The sequence below is a fragment of the Planctomicrobium mucosum genome, from assembly GCF_051466335.1.
In the GTDB taxonomy this organism is placed as follows: Bacteria; Planctomycetota; Planctomycetia; order Planctomycetales; family Planctomycetaceae; genus Planctomicrobium.
In genome coordinates, this window is sequence record NZ_CP195793.1 from 2,781,425 (window position 1) to 2,798,883 (window position 17,459).

The 17,459-nt window shown below is 51.9% G+C and carries 15 protein-coding genes; 10 read left to right on the top strand and 5 right to left on the bottom strand.

Features of this window, described 5'->3' with window-relative positions; genetic code table 11:
• Window positions 1–81 precede the first annotated feature (81 nt).
• Window positions 82–681 carry a hypothetical protein gene (locus SH668x_RS11270; RefSeq protein WP_437185157.1) on the bottom strand — a complete coding sequence of 200 codons (600 nt, stop codon included), beginning with the start codon at window positions 679–681 and terminating at the stop codon, window positions 82–84.
• A gap of 367 nt (window positions 682–1,048) precedes the next feature.
• On the opposite strand from SH668x_RS11270, the gene SH668x_RS11275 reads away from it, so the two are divergent.
• On the top strand, window positions 1,049–2,473 hold the full coding sequence (locus SH668x_RS11275) for a hypothetical protein (protein WP_437185158.1): 1,425 nt from the start codon (window positions 1,049–1,051) through the stop codon (window positions 2,471–2,473).
• Window positions 2,474–2,567: 94 nt separating this feature from the next.
• Here the strand turns inward: SH668x_RS11275 and SH668x_RS11280 are convergent, their stop codons facing one another.
• From SH668x_RS11280 to SH668x_RS11295, 4 genes are all read right to left on the bottom strand, one after another.
• Window positions 2,568–3,527, bottom strand: coding sequence for a tetratricopeptide repeat protein (locus tag SH668x_RS11280; RefSeq protein WP_437185159.1), 960 nt, complete (start codon window positions 3,525–3,527; stop codon window positions 2,568–2,570).
• A 444-nt stretch (window positions 3,528–3,971) separates the two neighbouring features.
• The gene (rnc, locus tag SH668x_RS11285; RefSeq protein WP_437185160.1) at window positions 3,972–4,700 is read right to left on the bottom strand and encodes a ribonuclease III; all 729 of its coding nucleotides are present in this window, start codon (window positions 4,698–4,700) and stop codon (window positions 3,972–3,974) included.
• Window positions 4,701–5,163: 463 nt separating this feature from the next.
• Window positions 5,164–5,610 carry a response regulator gene (locus tag SH668x_RS11290; RefSeq protein ID WP_437185161.1) on the bottom strand — a complete coding sequence of 149 codons (447 nt, stop codon included), beginning with the start codon at window positions 5,608–5,610 and terminating at the stop codon, window positions 5,164–5,166.
• 72 nt (window positions 5,611–5,682) lie between these two features.
• Window positions 5,683–6,927: a DEAD/DEAH box helicase gene (locus SH668x_RS11295; protein WP_437185162.1), complete on the bottom strand. Its 1,245-nt coding sequence runs from the start codon at window positions 6,925–6,927 to the stop codon at window positions 5,683–5,685.
• Between the two features lie 223 nt (window positions 6,928–7,150).
• Between SH668x_RS11295 and SH668x_RS11300 the strand changes: the two genes are divergently transcribed.
• The 9 genes from SH668x_RS11300 (at window position 7,151) to sthA (ending at window position 17,271) form a co-directional block, all read left to right on the top strand.
• Entirely contained in the window at window positions 7,151–8,407 is a 1,257-nt protein-coding gene (locus tag SH668x_RS11300; RefSeq protein WP_437185163.1) for a hypothetical protein, read from the top strand.
• A gap of 289 nt (window positions 8,408–8,696) precedes the next feature.
• Entirely contained in the window at window positions 8,697–9,167 is a 471-nt protein-coding gene (locus SH668x_RS11305; RefSeq protein WP_437185164.1) for a universal stress protein, read from the top strand.
• A 224-nt stretch (window positions 9,168–9,391) separates the two neighbouring features.
• Window positions 9,392–10,438: a M42 family metallopeptidase gene (locus tag SH668x_RS11310; protein WP_437185165.1), complete on the top strand. Its 1,047-nt coding sequence runs from the start codon at window positions 9,392–9,394 to the stop codon at window positions 10,436–10,438.
• Window positions 10,439–10,623: 185 nt separating this feature from the next.
• Window positions 10,624–11,706, top strand: a complete 1,083-nt coding sequence (rlmN, locus tag SH668x_RS11315) for a 23S rRNA (adenine(2503)-C(2))-methyltransferase RlmN (protein ID WP_437185166.1) — start codon at window positions 10,624–10,626, stop codon at window positions 11,704–11,706.
• A 67-nt stretch (window positions 11,707–11,773) separates the two neighbouring features.
• The gene (locus SH668x_RS11320; protein ID WP_437185167.1) at window positions 11,774–13,552 is read left to right on the top strand and encodes an adenylate/guanylate cyclase domain-containing protein; all 1,779 of its coding nucleotides are present in this window, start codon (window positions 11,774–11,776) and stop codon (window positions 13,550–13,552) included.
• 222 nt (window positions 13,553–13,774) lie between these two features.
• On the top strand, window positions 13,775–14,077 hold the full coding sequence (locus SH668x_RS11325) for a hypothetical protein (protein WP_437185168.1): 303 nt from the start codon (window positions 13,775–13,777) through the stop codon (window positions 14,075–14,077).
• A 51-nt stretch (window positions 14,078–14,128) separates the two neighbouring features.
• Window positions 14,129–14,749, top strand: coding sequence for a thermonuclease family protein (locus SH668x_RS11330; protein WP_437185169.1), 621 nt, complete (start codon window positions 14,129–14,131; stop codon window positions 14,747–14,749).
• A 33-nt stretch (window positions 14,750–14,782) separates the two neighbouring features.
• A complete protein-coding gene (locus SH668x_RS11335) occupies window positions 14,783–15,652 on the top strand; it encodes a carbon-nitrogen hydrolase family protein (RefSeq protein ID WP_437185170.1) in 870 nt (289 codons plus the stop codon).
• 221 nt (window positions 15,653–15,873) lie between these two features.
• Window positions 15,874–17,271, top strand: coding sequence for a Si-specific NAD(P)(+) transhydrogenase (sthA, locus tag SH668x_RS11340; protein ID WP_437185171.1), 1,398 nt, complete (start codon window positions 15,874–15,876; stop codon window positions 17,269–17,271).
• Window positions 17,272–17,459: the final 188 nt, after the last annotated feature.

Genomic DNA, 17,459 nt, shown 5'->3' on the forward strand with positions numbered 1-17,459 from the left:
TGAGAAGATTTAGAAGTGCGTAGCGAAATCAAGAAGATGCTTTGGGATCGATTGGCCTGGCCAATTGCTCGGCCAGTCCTTTTAGTCGCAAGGAAAGACTTCGACTTCGAGTACATTTCCTCGCTGCAACCCTACGACACGGACTTTCAATCCAGTGGACAATGTTTTGGATTGAGATGTTGTTGCTGAGAATTCTTCAAAACGACCTTGGATTTCCATTAGAACCTTACCGAGCCCTCTCTGATCGGCAGGTATCGTCAGGTTGACGGTCCCAACTTTGCCGATTGCATTAGATAGTCGCAATGTTCCGGATTGTCCCAATTGATGCATCTTTTTCATGATCCAATGGACAAGGAACATTGCACCAACTCCGGCTGCACACGCGGACAGGAGTTGCTCTGGGAGAGAAAACCCTGAGCGATTTGTGACCATTCCGATCAACCCGAAGAAGGTCAACGCAGCGACGAGGGTTCTGAAAGAGATGATTCCAAACAAAGAATTGGAGTGATGCAGATCATCACTCAGCGAATGCATCTGATCGGTGACGTCGCCGACTTCGGGAAGATCATCGGCAATTTCAAATTCGCTTCCGTCCGAACCGAGGCCGAGGACCGTGGCGAGTAACTGGCACGTCATGAACGTACCACCGATCACAGCTGAATAGAAAAAGATGTAAACCATTTCGGTTGGCCTCTTTCAGCGGACTGTTTTGATCTCAGTTTCAATTCAATCAGAGGGGCGGTGTGAATTCAATCTTTTACTGAAATTCGCTAGACACCTGCTTTTAATCAGCCAACGTGATGAAGAAACCAATGGATCAAAATCATTGCCCAAATTGAAAAATGACAGGAAATCGTAAGCTTTGCACGCTGTCTCACTCGGTCGAGGGTTGATTGGACTGGAAATTTACTGTGTGGGAAATGCTCTAGTGGCGTTCGTGAGTTCGATTTAGAATCTCTGATTGTTTGAAATCTTCAGGATCGAATTGCGGCATTGAACGTCAGATCTTCCGGTCAAGGATTGATTCGGAGTTGTCATGGAGGAATTAATGGCTGGAGAATCTTCACCTCGGTTTCGCGATGCATTCAGCTCGATCATGAACCGTCGTGCGTGGATGCTCGGTGCGATGACGATCTTGTTTGTCATCTCTTCTGCGACACCATCTCTGGCTGACGGCCCTGTTCGGATGGCGGAATCTCCGCTAGAAAAACGGGCGTTTTCGACTCAGTCTCAGATTACGACGACCGGTAAAGTGCTGGCCGCGACGGGGGCTGGCGTCAAACAAGATCTCGACCTCAAGGCTGAAGTCCAATTTGATTTTTTAAGTCGCCGACTTCCTGCTGGCGGCCGGGACGCCATGGCTCTTCGTGAAGCCAGAGAGTTCGTCGCTGCCAGTCTCAAAACGGCGGTGTCTGGATTCGAAACGAAAACAGAACTCCCTCAGAGTCGCCAGTTGATCGTGGCGAGCGGGATGAGAGAAGGGCTCGTCAGCTACTGTCCCGATGGTCCGATGACTCATGAGACGCTCGATTTACTGGAAATTCCAGGTGATCCGCTGGCGTTGCTTGCAATGCTTCCACTGACTGAAGTTCGCCCTGCAGACGAATGGACTCCCGCTGATTGGGTGATTCAGATGCTGACCGGAGTTGAAGCGGTCGAAACCTCTGAACTGAAGTGTCGACTGGAGCAGGCGACACCGACCATGGCCAAAGTGACGTTTCAGGGAAAAATCAAAGGGCAGCGTTTGGGAACGAACACCTCTGTGGCGGTCGTCGGTGTGTTCCTGTTCAATCTTGAGCAACAGTATTTGTCTCAAGCGAAGACAGTCTATACCGTCACCTCTGACGTGGGGGCAGTGAATCCCGGACTCGACATGCAAGTGACCACCGTTCTGGGGAGAAAGCCCGTCGACAATGTTGGCCGGCTGACAGATGCTTTCCTCGAATCGATCCCGTTGGAAGCAACTCCAGAGTCGCTCGCATTGGAATACGTTGCTGGTCCGTGGGGGATGACCATGCGACATGGAAGAAACTGGCATCTGTTTCAAGCTGTCTACGATGCGGCGGCGCCAGTCGCAATTCTTCGGCTCGTCGAAATGGGGAGTTTGATTGCCCAGTGCAACATCTCTCCCGTCCCCCCGGTCACGGATGGGATGATCACGCCGATCGAAAAATTTGAGGCCGATATCGAGCAGTCGCTGGGAGAGCGGTTTTCCGACATTATTTCCCGGGAAAAGATCGCCACCAACGATGGGCGGCAGATCCATCGTGTTGTCGCCAGCGGGAACGTGGTACTCAAGAGTAACTCAGGTCGTACGGACATTCCGATGAACTGGATCTACTATCTCGTGGCCGACGCAGGCGGACGTCAGGCGTCGTTCGTCTTCTCTGTTGAGCCTGATCTCATGGAGCAATTGAAAGATCAAGACAAAGATCTGGTCACCAGCTTGAAGTTTACGTCTTCCGCAAAATAGGCCCCTGACTCAGGGGCGTGGCACTGATGGACGCTGATTTTTCCAGTCGTTCTCGCGTCCACTCTGGATACGCCGACCTTCAAGGGATTGGACGTCAGCTGTGTTTTTGCAGGTTTCGGACTTCCTGCTCGTGATTGCCGATTGCCTGGAAGCTCTTCCCGGCGGCTTCACTAAGATCACGTAATTTCTGTTTCAAGCCTTGAAACGTTTGAAATGGGATTCCCCAAGAGCGGCGATCTCCTTCCAGCGTGATTCGCGAGAGTGAGTGGAGATTCGGTTCCAATTCGTTTCGGAGAAGCTGAAGCAGTTCGTTCGCGTCGATAACTGCCTGAGCAGCGAGTTTGACGATCGCCTGACGATCTTCATGCCGCTGATTGGCGGTCAAGGCCGAGACGACCGGCTGATATGAATTCGCTTTCGTCACAAGCGTTTGTTCATCGACAAGGCGCCCAAACGGACTCGCTGCACTCTTGGCTTCACCGATCTGTGATTGAGCCAGTTGGAGTCCTTCTCTTGCACGCCTGGATTCCGGCCGGATTTTCAACGCGGTTTCAAAATGTGAAATCGCTTGTTTGGGTTGAAGAAGGTCGATGTAAGTCTGCCCCTGCATGATATGGGCTTCGACCATCTGAGGGGCGATTCGAATGGCCTGGGTGAATGCACAGAGAGCTAACGGAAAATGGCGAAGGTGCTTCTCGGCGATCCCGAGATTAAAATAGGCCTGAGCTGAATTCCGGTCTCGCACGAGAGCCAGTCGCAGCGTCTTCACCGCGTTCTGGTAATCTCCCTTCTGATGATAGGCTGCTCCGAGATTGATTAGCGCGGATACCCGTTTGGGATCGATTCGAGTCACGAATCGGAAGTGTTCGATGGCCTTCGCGAAATCACGTTGCTCAAATGCAATCGCACCGAGTCCTTCGTGGCCGTCGATGCTGAACTCATTGGCCTGAATGACCTGTCGAAAATAGTTGGCAGCTTGCGGGAAGTCGCCAGCCTTTAAGTAGCGGTATGCGCTTTGAAGATGGTCGGTCGGAACTGGTTCTGGAGTCGACATACCTACCCCAAGGTCTGTGGCGGCACTTCATGATTTTACTGTATTTTATCGACAGTCTTTCTGTATATATCTTTTGTGTGTCAAGGAATGCAACTGCTGATTTCTGAATCGTGGGGGAGCTTGAAGCAAATCAGCCCCCTGCTCCTTAAGCGAATTCACCTGGACTGACACGTCACTTTCGACGCCGATATCAAAGCGGAAGGGCTATATGAGTAGAAGCGAGACGGGAGAGGAACGAGTCTGACGACGTCCAAGCCGCGTAAATGGTCCGCTCTGCGTTCGTCTTCGTAAAGTTGTCGCTCACGTAAAAACCGAGGTTTTCGCTGGTGCGGGTCTTCATGAAGAGAACGCGAAAACCAGAGAGCGTGAAATCGAGGCAGATTCCTTGTGTCTCTGGCCAGCAGGAACTCGCGGGGCACATCGCCGTAATACGTCAGTTGGCTCCTACATCAAATCTGAATGCGGAAGTGGAGTTCCGTCCAATTCGCTGAGGGCATTGTGAGCGGCTCGTTGCTCTGCGATTTTTTTGCTTTGCCCCCACGCTGGGGAATAGCTTTTTTCGCCAACGACAGCACTCACCAGAAAACATTTTGCGTGATCTGGGCCACGTTCATCGAGAACCGTGTAAAGAGGCGTTTCGCTAAACAGTCGCTGTGTTCGCTGTTGAAACAAACTCTTGTAGTTCACACCGATCGCTGATTCCGCAGCACTGGCGACATCTTCAGCAATAATCCATCGAATATAATCTCTGGCAGCGTCGTAACCGCCATCCAGATAGACCCCTCCGATAATCGCTTCGAAGGCGGTCGACAGAATGCTGGTGGGCACCTGCGAATGAGCGGAAATGCCCTTGCCAAGGACTAGAAATCCCTGCAGCTTCAGCTTGCTGATAATGCGGGCGCATGTCGAGCGACTGACGACGACAGATTTGATTCGGGTGAGTTCTCCTTCCGAACTGTCCGGGAACTGTTCGTAGAGCATTTCACACACCACCGCTCCGAGAATGGCGTCTCCGAGAAACTCCAGACGTTCGTTCGACTCAAGTCGACTTCGCGCTGCGGATGCGTGAGTGAAGCACGTTTGAAGGAGGGATTTGTCTTGGAAGGTGTATTTCAGAATGCTCTCGGCCATGGAGAGTGGCTCGAGAAATTCATCGTCGAGAATTGAGGTCATAACTATGCGGTTGCGGGTGGATCCGAATTATTCCCCGAGCCTGCCGAAGACGCATCGGGTAAATCTCGTAACGGAGTTCTCCTGAAAAGAGCCAATGAAAACACGAACTCGTTTCAGTCAAGAACTGCTGAGCAACCTCTTACCGAAAGGACAAAACTCTGAATGAGCCCGTTGGTTAACTAACTCATTCGGAGCGATGGCCTGGCAGCTCGACGGTTACTTTGCGGCAGTCATAATACTTTAAAGTGTGCCCGACTTCTGTTCAGATTGGCTTGCAGCTCAATTGTTTCGTAGCGTCATCCTGTCTGCTCGAGTTGTCTAGTTCTCATCAGGGCGTTCGTGAACGACGGTCCCAAGTTCGTTGATGCTTCGCGTGGTCCTGAATTCGCGGCAGTGAAAATCAACTCAGACTATATGGTTCGAAAGAGGTTCAAACTCCTGTCGTCTTCTCTCGAATTGAAGGTCACTTTCGTTTCACAATCATCCCGGATTTCCAGTAACCCTTCAGCTCTTCCACGATTCTCAGAAATTCTGTCAGGTCGATTGGTTTTCGTAAATACCCCTGCACATCGAGCGATTCGAATTCGGCGATGTCCTGGTCTCCTGCAGTTCCGGTCATGATGATGGCTGGACACTGCTTGAGATGAGACGATTTCCGCATCTCGCGAAGGAGGATGCGGCCATCAATTTCTGGAAGAAGCAGATCGAGCAGTACCAAATCCGGAACCGGTGCCCTTGAGTACTTTCCAGACTGCTTCAGGAAGGTTTGAGCTTCCTGCCCATTGTTCATCCATGTGAGACGGTGTTCAATTCCACTTTTTGCAAGTGCACCCATTGTCAATCTGGCAGCGACGAGGCTGTCTTCAACCAACAGTATCTCCATTGGGCGCCCAATGGCGTCTTGCGACATCTTTCACCTCAATGCCCATTGAGTTGGCGTGGTTTCGTGTTGTCCAGACGTTTCTGCTTTTGCAATCCTATCTCACAGTTCGGCAAAGATTTCGTCCCACGCGGCGTCTTCGACAGGTTTTGTTTCGAATACTGGAGTCAGCTCTTCCACACTCTCGCGGGATTTCGTCTGAAAAGCGTGGAACTCATCGACTCGATACTCATGGAGAAGCGTGTTGATCCGCATCTCAATTCGTGTGAGTTCTTCGCCCTGCTGAGGAGTGACAAAGGTAAACGCACGTCCCTCGGAATTGCTCGAGATGCGGCCGGTTCGGCCAACCCGATGAATGTAATCGTCGGAACTCTGTGGGATATCGTAATTGACGATATGCGAGATCCCGCTGATATCGATGCCGCGTCCCACGATATCAGTCGCGAGTACCAGTCGGGATTTTCCTTCCCGGAGACCCTTGATCACTTTGTCTCGCTGACGCTGCTGAAGATCTCCGTGGATCGCCGTAACCTGCGGCAGCACCTTGGACAGTCGTTCGTAAAGCTGATGGGCGCGTCGTTTCGTGCGACAGAAAACGACAACCTGCGATGGGCGCTCATTGAGTAATACACGCACCAGCAGGTCGAATTTCTTGTGCTCTTCAACGGTGCAATAGAATTGCTCGATTGTCTCGACGACAACTGCGTCTTCTGACAGGTCAATGCGCTGAGGCGACTTCATGAAGCGTTGTGCAAGACGCTCAACAGGTTCCTCGAGAGTTGCTGACAACAGCATTGTCTGTCGGTCAGGATTGCTGCCAGACAAAATTCGCTCGATATCCTTACGGAATCCAATATCGAGCATGCGGTCCGCTTCATCGAGGACGACGAAACGAACATCCTTGAGTGAAAGTGCTTTTCGTTGCAGGAGGTCGATCACTCGACCGGGAGTCCCAACGACAACTTGTGCACACCGTTGTAACGCGCGAATTTGGGGGCCAAGTGGACGCCCACCAACCGCCAGTACCGATTCGAGATTCGAACCGGCTGACACTCGTTTCAGCTCGACATCGACCTGCTCGCTCAACTCGCGAGTCGGGCACAGGATGATTGCCTGAACGGTTGTGGCAAGGGGATCGATTCCTTGAAGAATCGGCAATACAAACGATGCGGTTTTACCGGTACCGGTTCTCGCTTGTCCGATGCAGTCTTGACCTGAGATTGCGACTGGAATGAATGCAGCCTGGATTGGTGTCGGATTCTGGTAACCAATTCGATCCAATACATCGAGGATTCGTCGGTTCAATCCAAGGTCGGCGAATGTCTTCAGACCTTCTCTATTGTCCATTTAACTTAAATTTCCGGATGTTCCAGAACATGTTTGTGAGGTAAGCATCTCACAAAATTCAGCATGTCTCATTGTTGAAAGAATATGTCGAATACCAAGTTACAGCGAAATGGAGGTGCCGGTCAAGAAACTTTAATCATTCCTGTCGTTATGACGTAGATTTCGTCGGGCCACCGTTTGCTTGTGCCCTTGATACACTGGGCGCTGGAATCGAACTCGAACCATGTCATCGAATATTCAATCTTCGAGTTCAATCGACCCGTCGCAAGATGAATTGACGACGCGGGTTATGCGAATTTTGGAATTGGTCCGGCTTGAGAAGGGGCAGAGTGACCAGCAGCCTGCTGAAATCGCAGTTGAACCCGAATTGCGTCATTGTCCGTCTTGTAAAGCGCCAGCCGATTTCAGTTCCCATCTCTGGTGCACCAGTTGTTTCTACTGCCCAAAGCTGGGGCGGGTGATCAGAGATGGAGAATTGGCTGGTCAGGAGTCGGGGACTCCCCGGGCATCGATCCCATTTCGTCGTTACGGCAAGTACGTGATTTGGATCCCCCTTGCTGTTCTGTTGGTGGAATGGGTGATCGTCTGGATGGTGCCGGAATGGAGGGTCAGTCCGAACTTCTCTCGAGTTCAGGTCGGAAGCGGACTGCTCCTCTGCTCCCTTGCACACATCTACCTGTTTTCTCAGCTACGTGCAGCATTCAGCCAACTCCCGATCAGTTCACTTTGGCTAGAACCAGTTCAACTCTGGGTCGCTGCGTTTCGGCGCCCCCTCCCCAATCGACTTGCTCCGATTGCGGCGACACTGGGGCTTGTTCTCATGATGGCTGGGGGGGTGAAGTCAGGGGCGGATTTTCATTGGATGTCGAAGAATGTTCAATTGATCGCGACATCCGCGAAGTCAAAGAAAGAACTCCGCTCTACGAACACCATTTCGCATAAACTGACTTTCAAGAATGTGGACATCGCCCAATCGCAGGCGACGAGCGCGAATCGTGATTCAATTGCGGAAGTATCGAAAGGGGCGAATGCTGCTGCCTCACTTTTATCAGCAACCATGAATGCTGATTTTCCGATCGACGGCGCTGCGGAGGCAGCCATCAACTCCGGGAATCGGGCGACTTGCATCGTCTTTGGGTACCTCACGAATTCTTCGGGCGATCTGAAATCGATCTTGCTGGCGGAGCGAATGTCGAATCGGTATCGATTCGTAGCGAAGCTCTCGCTGCATCAGGTTGACGAGAAAATGATCAGCAAGCTGCAAGAAAATCTCAACGAGATTCGAACGTTGAAGCCGACTCTGAACACGCGCGTCAATGCGAAATGGGTGTTGCCGATTGTGGAAGTGCAAGTGCTTCATCAAGGGCGTGGGGCTGATGGATTACTGAGTCAGCCAGAGCTGATCGACTTTGATTACAGTGGGTTGAGTTCCTCATCGAATGACTTGGTGGATGCGAAAACACACATTGGCCAAAACTGAATGACCTTGAGTATCGCAGGCGACAATCGCTGGCAGCGGTAACGGTGATTCGTGTGCGTGAGTCGCGACGATGCGGTGGCGTATTCAGCGATTGCGATGTTCGCGAGCGATCCATTCAGTGGCCAGGTTTTACGTCAGTACTTCCTGTAATTGATTGAACTTCGTTGGAAGTATTTGGTCTAATGAGATGAATCGAAGGCTTCTTCGCCTTTCCGAAATCAGCGCGAGGAGAGGTCTGTGAGTTGTTTTCAATTCCGGAACGATCTGATGTGTGTGTCAGGAGGGATCGATGATTCAGTTAAAAAAGATTCTGATTCCAACAGACTTCAGCGACTTCAGCCTCTGCGCGATGCGATACGGATGCGAGTTCGCCAGCCGATTTGATTCTGAAATCCACGTGTTGAACGTCGTCGAAGATGTCTATCCGCTTGTTGCTGATCCAGGGACAACGTTTCCAAGCGGTGACTTCTATCCAAACGATCTGGCAAACATTGCTCGTGAGACAATTCAGAAGTTCCCCGCCAGTGACCTCGGGGCTGATCAAACGAAAGTTGTTCGCCAGGTTCGAATCGGCGTACCGTTTCTTGAAATCGTCCGATATGCCCGTGATCTGGAAATCGATTTGATCGTCATTGGGACTCATGGGCGCTCGGGATTGGCTCATGTTTTGATGGGGAGCACCGCAGAGAAGATTGTGCGCAAATCCCCTTGTCCGGTCCTGACAGTTCGGCCTGAAGGACATAGTTTTGTGATGCCGTGATTCACAACTCAATCCCACCGCTCAATCCCACGGCCGATGCTGCCTGGATCGACTGCAGCGTCAGGTTTGAGTAAGTGAATGCTTCATTTGTGCCGAAAGTCAATTGAGATTGAAGGCCGCTGAGAAATTTTCAAAAGTGAGCGTTCAAATCCATCGACGATTCGCTAGGCTCTTGGGACGTTTGTTCCAGACCCCTTCTCACTCTCGAATCTGCGGCAGAAATTATGGAATTGCTGGCCAAGCTGACTCAAACTCCTTCCGTTCCTGGTCGAGAAGATCGTGTTCGAGAAGTGATCCAAAAGCACATCACTGACGCCAAATTGTTTGATGAGATCAGTGTCGATGCAATGGGAAACCTGATCGCTGTTCGGCGTGCTCGTCCGAAAAAGGGAAAAGCTGCTGAAACGCCGCTCAAGGTCATGCTGGCTGCCCACATGGACCAGATTGGATTTCTGGTCAGCTTCATCAGCGAAGAAGGTTTCCTCCGAGTTTACCCGGTCGGTGGTTTCGATAACCGCAATCTCTTCGCCCGCAAGGTGAAAGTCTGCACGAAATCGGGGGACTTGCCCGGGATTATGAATCCATCCGGACGCCCCATTCACATTGCCAGCGAAGAAGAAAAACGCAAGATCCCTGAAATCACCGACTTCTTTATCGATCTGGGACTTCCCGGAAAGGAAGTCAAAGAGAAGGTTCAGATGGGGGATATGGTCGTCCTGGATGGCCCGTTTTCTGAAGTCGGCAACTACGTGAGCTCTCAGTGCCTCGACAACCGCATTGGCTGCTGGGCCCAGATTCGCGCGATCGAGAAGCTCAAGAATCACAACTGCGAAATTCATGCGGTCTGGACTGTGCAGGAAGAAGTTGGACTGCGTGGTGCGGGACCAGCGACATTCGCAGTCGAACCGGATATCGGAATCTCCTGTGACACGACGCTGTGCTGCAAGGTTCCGGGCGTTCCTGAAGAGCAGCGAGGGACGATTGCCGGCGATGGGGTTTGCCTGAAAGTCATCGATAGTTCAACCATCGCAGATATCAAACTGCTCGAGCAGATCGAAGAAGTGGCAGCCAAACGAAATATCAAATGCCAGCGAGGTGTGCTGCTTCGCGGTGGACAGGATGGAGCGATGATGCAACGGACCCGTGCCGGAGCACGCGTCGCGATCTTCGGTTGCCCTGTGAAGTACATTCACACCATCACTGAGATGTCTCATAAAGTCGATCTCGAGAGCTATCCGGCACTCTTGACTGCGTTTCTTGAGTCGCTGTAACTCATGAATTCGTTGCGGATTGCGTTGATGTTGACTCAGCCTCGTGCACACGGCTTGCTTGTGTGGTGCGAGGCTGAGTTCGTTTGCGTTTCCCGTCGGTTGAAGTTCTTGAGATGAGTTGGTGTTCTGCTGACAGGAATCGGGTAGAATTCTGAAATCCCCTTTTGATGGAATTGCCCGGAACGATGGTCACTCAGTCTTCGCAACGCCCTTTGATTAATGATCTTTCACGTGATGCTCTCGTGGAATATTGCGCTCAACGCGGAGGCGGATATCGCGCGGACCAGATTCGGAAATGGATCTTCGGCAAACGGGTCAACGATTTTGACTCGATGCACGATGTTCCCGCCAAGTTGCGGGAGGATCTGAAGGCCGACTTCGACTTCTTTGCATCCCGCATCGCCCGCCACCTTGTTTCGAAGGACGGAACCGAAAAGCTGCTATTGGAATTGCGAGACGGCGAGACGCTCGAATGTGTTCTGATGCGGGAAGAAGACCGGCGGACCGTCTGCATCAGCACTCAGGTGGGCTGTGCGATGGGATGCGTGTTCTGCGCCAGCGGCTTGCTGGGGGTCAAACGGAATCTGACGACTGGCGAAATCCTCGATCAGATTTTGAGAATCGACCGCCTGCTCCCTTTGAATGACCGCATCACCAATGTGGTTGTGATGGGGATGGGTGAGCCGTTGGCGAACCTTCGCAATCTTCTGCCAGCATTGAAGGCGTTGAATGACAAGGGGGGAATGGGGCTGGGAGCACGCCGGATTACTGTCTCCACCGTGGGCCTCCCTGAAAAGATCCGGGAACTGGCTGAAACCGATATTCCTTTTCACTTGGCGGTTTCGCTCCATGCGCCCAATGATACTCTTCGCACTGAGATCGTCCCGACCAACAAGAATATTGGGATCGACCAAATTCTGGCAGCAGCGGACGACTATTTCGACAAAACAGGTCGTCGTATTACCTACGAGTATGTTCTGCTGGCAGGTGTGAACGATCAGGAAGCTCATGCCATCGAGTTGGGACGGTTGCTGCGACATCGCAATGCCCATATCAACCTGATTCCCATGAACTCAGTTTCGACAATCGCGCTTGAGGCTCCTGGAAGCCCGCGTACTCAGAGTTTTGTCGAGACTCTTCGAAACGCTGGAGTCAACGTGACTGTGCGGAAACGGAAAGGAGCCGACATCGACGCAGCGTGCGGTCAGCTTCGATTGAGTGCGATCCAAGGTGAGCCCGCTGTATTGCACGAATTGCCTGTCGTGTAACGCATGACATTATTTGCTGGCGTGTGGCTGTCTCTTCAATCTCCTTCAAACGACATCTCCATCGACTATGTGGCAGATCCTTGTCGAAGGTCGCGATCCTGTACAACGTGCGAAGCATCGTCTCGATGTCGGGAAGAGTTTTACGTTGGGGCGATCTGCGGACTGCGACATCCCTGTCCCTTGGGATAACTGGCTGTCACGTGAACATGTGACCCTGAAGACGGAAAGTCGATCTGTTCTGCTGGAACAGTCGTCCCGGTCTTCGAACCCTGTCTATTTCAAGGGGGAACCTTCGAGCAAGTTTCATATTCGCCACGGAGAGAAATTTGTTATTGGCGAGACGTCATTCTTGCTGCGAGAGGTGCAGTCGATGTCTCCGCTCCCGGATCATCCGGTGCAGGAGATCTCGTTCTCCCATGCCGAATTGTTGGAAGTCGCTTTCGAAGATTCCGATCGAAGAATGGAGGCGCTCGCGCGGTTGCCGATGGTGATTGCAAAGTCATCGAACGTCGAGGAAAAATGCACCAACCTGGCGACCCTGATTCTGGCGGGAATTCGACATGCGGAAGCAGCGGCTGTTGTCAGTATCGGCAGCGATGACGAAGTGGTCGTCGTCGCGTGGGATCGTCGGAATGAAACAAACGGGACATTTCGACCGAGTGTCAGCCTGATTCGGGATGCCATGCATGCATGGCACGCTCTCCTGCATATCTGGGAAAAGAATGTCGAAGCAGAACCCGAGTACACCGTTCAGGCAGAGTTCGACTGGGCGTTCTGTACTCCCATTGCGACCTATGGCAATCACAAATGGGGGATCTACGTTGCAGGCCAACTTGATGAGCCGTTGTATGACGGCCATACGCTGCGACGAAATCTGCAGTCCGATATTCGCTTTGCCCAGCTAGTCGGTGAAGTTGTCGGATCTTCAGAACGCTCGAATCGCATGGAAGGCCAACTATCGGTTCTTCGTCAGTTTCTTTCGCCTCCAATTTTGAAGGCGCTCGAAGAGACCGGTCGCAATGGTGAATTGAACGTCGAGTTACTTCAGCCTCGTGTTTGTCAGGTGACCGTGCTGTTCTGTGACTTGCGTGGATTCAGTCAACGTGCTGAAGAAATGGGGCATGATCTTCAGGGGCTGCTTTCTCGCGTGAATAGCGCTTTGGAGGTGATGACAACCGGAATTCTCAATCACGGCGGTGTTACGGGAGACTTCCTGGGGGATGCAGTTTTAGGCTTCTGGGGGTGGCCATTCGCTTCGGATGAAGCTCCTGTGAGAGCATGTCGGGCAGCATTGGAGATCCGCAAAGAATTCCAGAGAATTCAGCAATCAAAACATCATCCGCTTGCAGACTTTCGCATGGGGATCGGTGTCGCTCATGGCCGTGCGGTGGCCGGGAAAATCGGTACTGGTGGACGTGTCTCTGTGACAGTCTTCGGTCCCGTTGTGAATCTGGCGAGTCGACTTGAGGGGATGACGAAGCGCCTGCATGTTCCCGTCATCCTTGATGCAGCCACCGCGGATCTGGCGCGACGTGGGCTCTCAAAAGCCGAAGGTCGGATTCGGCAACTTGCGACTGTGCAGCCCTATGGAATGGAGAAGCCGTTGGCTGTCAGTGAGCTACTTCCCCCTGCGGGGGAGTTCTCGGAATTAAGCGATGCGCACCTTGCGAAGTTTGAAGAGGGAGTTCAGCTTTTTTCGGACGGGAAGTGGGATGACGCCTACCGGGCGCTGCATTCTGTATCGTCCAGCGATCAGGCGCAAGACTTTTTGCTGGCGATGATCACACAGCATAATCGTGTTGCTCCTGCTGGATGGAAGGGGATCGTTGAACTCTCTGGCAAGTGAAAAATCAAGTCAGAAAATCGATGTTTCTCACACGGCGAAAATCAAAAGAATCTCACTTTCAACCCTCGAGAGATTTTGGTTAAATCAAAACAGTTGATTCAAAGTCTTTCATCTCGTCACGCGACGCCATCACATTCGAATGATTCACTGGAACGCATGTTCCTTCCGTGTGGCTGATGCCGATTCAATCTGCGACTGATTCGCAAAGGGGCTCTTAAAAACATGATCCACTACACGTGCGATCTGTGCGGTCGATCCATCGGAAAACAGCATTTTGTTGCCAAAATCGAAGTTGCTCCTACTTTTGATCCTGACGATCTGACAGAAGATGATCTCGATATCGATCACCTCGAGCAGATTGCGGATATCATCGCCGAAACTGGAACAACCGGCGACGATGACTTCGAAGAACTGACTCCGAAACAGTTCAAGTTTGAACTTTGTTCCCAGTGCTGCCAGCAGTACCTGAAGGCCCCGCTTGGTAAAGTGCGGACAGCCACACGTCTCAAGTACAGCCAGAACTAGGTCGGCCGACCTTTGGTCGGAGTTGCCTGACTGGCGAGACCAGCAGTTCACATGAATCGCATCTCAGTTTTTTTAATCTGCGTACTCTTTTTGGTTCTGCTCCGTACTTGGAGTGGAACCAAAAATCGTATAGGGCCCGCCGAAAAGCTCGACTCAACGGTGAGCCAATCTGCGGAATCTGTGACTGTCAGCGTTTTGCGAGTCGTCGATGGCGACACCCTGCTCCTGACGACCCGAGAACGGGTCAGACTTCTCGGGGTCGATACTCCAGAAACTAAAAAGGAAGGGACTCCAGTACAGTCCTACGGGTTGGAGGCCGCTGAATTCACTCGCCAGTTCTGTGAAGGAAAGACAGTGACTCTCGTGTTCGATCGCGAACGCTTCGATAAGTATCACAGGCTTCTCGCCTTCGTTTTTGTCGGTGATCGTTGTCTGAATGAAGAATTGATTCTCAACGGACTGAGCCCCGCGGTTTTGCAGTACCCGCTTCGCAGTGATATGAAGAGTCGCTTTCAGCAGGCAGAGCGAATTGCGAAAGCGAATCGTCGTGGACTGTGGTCGACTCAAGCCGGGTCACGGAGTGTGGAGCGCTCACCGGAGTTCAGTCCACCCCCTGCGGAGACCGTCCCGCAAACCCGAGACATCGAGCAGGACGCTCCTTATCTGCAGTAGGTTCCGTTCACTCTCCTCATGTTGTGATTCGCCATGAAAATTGCTTTGGTTCAAATGGATGTGAAGATTGGCGAGAATGAGCGAAATCTCTCATTCATGATTGAGAGATTTCGGACCGCCAGAGAGAACTCCGCCGAGTTGGTGATCTTTCCGGAATGTGCGCTGACGGGGTACTGCTTCGACGGAATCGAAGAGGCTGCTCACTATGCCGAGTCGATTCCAGGTAAGTCGACTGCCGCGTTTCAAAAAGTGGTAAGTGAGCTTGGAGGCTACGCGCTGTTTGGAATGATCGAGGAAGATCAAGGGGCCCTGTACAACGTTGCCGTCCTTCTGGGGGCGACGGGAATCGTGACCACCTACCGCAAAATTCATCTTCCGAAATTGGGGGTCGATGTCTTTGCCACTTATGGTGAGAGACCTTTTGAAGTCGTTGAGATCGCCGGTGTTCGACTCGGCATCGGGATCTGCTATGACTGCGCATTTCCTGAATCGATTCGATCCTTGATGCTGATGGGGGCCGATTTAATCGCCTTGCCAACCAATTTTCCATCGGGTGCTGAAGGGATGGTCGATCATCTCATCCGAACCAGAGGGATGGAAAACACCGTCTACTTCGCTGCGTGCAATCGGATCGGCGAAGAGCGAGGATTTCGATTCATTGGAAAGACTCAAGTTGTGGATCCATCTGGAAAGTGGATTGCACTGGCCTCTAGCGACGCTGAAGAAATCTTGTACGCGGATGTCGACCCACTGGTTGCACGGCAAAAGAAAATCGGTCGGCTTCCACAGAAGGAAGCGTTGGACCGCATCGGTGATCGACGACCGGAAATGTACGGGATGGTGACCAATCCGCACCCTGCACCGGGACCTGATCGGGATCGGCCTGTGATCAAAAAGTATTGATGCAATGCCGCGATGGGGATGCGAAATTGGCGTTGATTGCTGAATAGGCTTGCGTTGATCTGCCAATGCAATCAGATTGTGTGGTAAGGGGATGAGAGTGACGCTTCGCATCCCAATTCGAAACAGACCGATTCTGCAAAGCCTGATCATCCGGATCGCTCGAGATTACCTTTGCGGATTCGGAGACCGAAATCCGGTCTGGAAATGGCAGTGATTGATCCATGAGTGAGCAGACTTTTGATGTCGTTGTGATTGGAACCGGCCCCGGAGGAGAGGGGGCGGCAATGCAAGCGACCAAATTGGGCAAGTCCGTCGCAATCATCGAACGACATAGTTCCATCGGTGGAGGATGTACGCACTGGGGAACAATCCCAAGTAAGGCGCTGCGTTTCGCCATCTTTCAGGCGACACAGATCTTCCACAACAAAGTCTTTCGGGAAACTCCGTCATTAAGCATGCCGGACTTCCCTGCTCTTCGACGCAGTGCAGCGTCTGTGATCGAGAAGCAAGTCGACATGCGAAACAGCTTTTATGATCGCAATGACGTCCCGATTATTTTTGGTCACGCTGTCTTTCTTGATCCCCACACTCTCGAGGTGCGCGATGAATATGGGGGAAAGCGACGGCTGCATGCCAGCAATTTCATCATCGCGACTGGATCTCGCCCCTATCGACCCGATGACATCGATTTCAATCACCCGCTGATTTGTGATAGCGATACGATTCTCAATTTGAACCATACGCCGAAGTCGATCACCATTTATGGTGCAGGCGTCATCGGGTGCGAATATGCGTCCATGTTTCGAAATCTCGAATCCAAAGTGAATCTCGTCAATACGCGCGAGAAACTTCTGGAGTTTCTGGATGATGAGATTATCGATGCCCTCAGCTATCACTTGCGAGAGCGTGGCGTACTGATTCGTCACAACGAAAGTTATTCCAAAGTCCAACCGATGGACGATGGAGTCATTTTGCACCTGAAATCGGGTAAACAGATCAAGACCGACATTCTCTTCTGGGCGGCAGGTCGTACCGGGAATACGGAGAACATCGGGTTGGATTCGCTTGGGATCGACGTCGATAAGCGTGGCTATGTCCGTGTAAATGAAGACTTCCAAACGAATGTTCCACATATCTATGCGGTTGGAGATGTCGTTGGTATTCCATCATTGGCCAGCGCAGCTTATGTCCAGGGAAGATACTCTGCTTACCATGCGATCACCGGAAGTTGTGAACGCGCGATGATTCGGGACATTCCCGCGGGGATTTATACCTCACCTGAAATCAGTTCCATCGGTCGAACCGAACGAGAATTGACTGCGGCCGGCGTCCCATATGAAGTGGGGCATTCCATGTTCAAGAGCATGGCACGCGCTCAGATCACCGGCCAGACGACCGGGATGCTGAAAATCCTGTTTCATCGTGAAACCCTCCAGATTTTGGGGATTCACTGCTTCGGATCGACCGCTTCGGAAATTATTCACATTGGTCAGGCGATCATGTCCCAGCCTGGCGAAAACAATACTCTCATGTATTTCGTGAACTCGACGTTCAACTACCCCACGATGGCGGAAGCCTACCGGGTCGCGGCACTCAACGGCTTGAATCGCCTCTTTTAATTGTCGCTGGAGACCTGTGCTTCCAGACATCTCGAAGTGAACATGGTAGCATCTCGAACAGCTTCGCAGATGTGACCATGTTTTTTTTCGGACAGTCGTTTGTGAACGTGACATGTTCCGTTCGCGATCAGAGTCGCGATCGAAGTCACGGTGAGAGGACTAAACGACTGCGAATCACAGAGAAGCAG